We start from the raw sequence: 1,054 nt of genomic DNA on the forward strand, positions 1-1,054 counted from the left end.
AAGAATATGGCTTACCCAAAGAACAGGTTAAAAGCAACACTTTTAAATTCTTCCTTTTTATGCTGTTGCTGGTTCTTTCCTGTGCCGGTATACTTTTCATACTGAATAAAGATTATTTCACCCTGGCTTCCATCATGTTGCACATTGATGTTTTTTCTTTTGGCGGCGGACAGGCCTCCATGCCCATCATGTATAATGAACTGGTGGATATATTCAAATGGTTTGACGAGAAGACCTTCATGGACGGAATGATCCTGGGGCAAATCACGCCGGGTTCGATCATTATTGCTGCGACATTTTTCGGATACCTGCACTTTGGCGTCATCGGCAGCATTATTGCCACGATTTGTGTTTTTACCCCTTCCTTTCTTATTCTGATGGGCATCATTCCTTTTTTCGATAAGCTGAGGCAATATCCTCAATTTAGCAAGGTGATCAACGGGATATTATGTTCGTTTGTCGGTTTGCTGGCTACCGTTACCCTCCGTTTTGCAATTGGCATCCATTGGAATATCCTGAACATAGCTTTTGCCATTGTCGCTTTTCTTTTATTGATCAAAAAGGTGGATGTAATTTGGATAGTTCTGGGAGGCGTACTGCTGGCTTTTTTGTTTTAGAAGTTCAGTGAAGGCGAAGTTGAATCAGCGAATTCAATTGTTTTAGTCCTTTGCCGGCTTTATTTATATCTTTGGCCTTTTTCGGAATTCTCAGATGGTATAGGTATTCCGGGAGAAACAGAATTGAAATCAGCCATTTTTAGATGAATTTAATAGCCCTGTTTGCAGATTATTCCTTCTTAAAAATCCTGGCCCTGGCATTTTTTGCCTTTACTGCCGGATTTATTGATTCCGTTGTAGGGGGAGGTGGTTTAATCCAGATTCCAGCTTTATTGATCAATCTGCCCAACTATCCTTTGACTACCTTATTCGGAACAAATAAAATAGCCGCTTTGTCCGGGACATCGGTAGCAGCTTTCCAGTATGCGCAAAAGATAAAATATAATTTCAAGTTGCTTTTTATTATTTCTTTCTTCTCGTTCATTTCTTCAAACCTG

The 1,054-nt window shown here is 40.1% G+C and carries 2 protein-coding genes; both read left to right on the top strand.

Going from position 1 to position 1,054, the window contains the following annotated elements; genetic code table 11:
- Positions 1–617: chromate transporter (locus Q8907_17105; protein MDP4275989.1), on the top strand; the 617-nt coding region annotated here is incomplete at its 5' end.
- Between the two features lie 143 nt (positions 618–760).
- The coding region (locus Q8907_17110; GenBank protein ID MDP4275990.1) for a TSUP family transporter at positions 761–1,054 on the top strand (294 nt) is incomplete at its 3' end.

Source organism: Bacteroidota bacterium, from assembly GCA_030706565.1.
Lineage (GTDB): Bacteria > Bacteroidota > Bacteroidia > Bacteroidales > JAUZOH01 > JAUZOH01.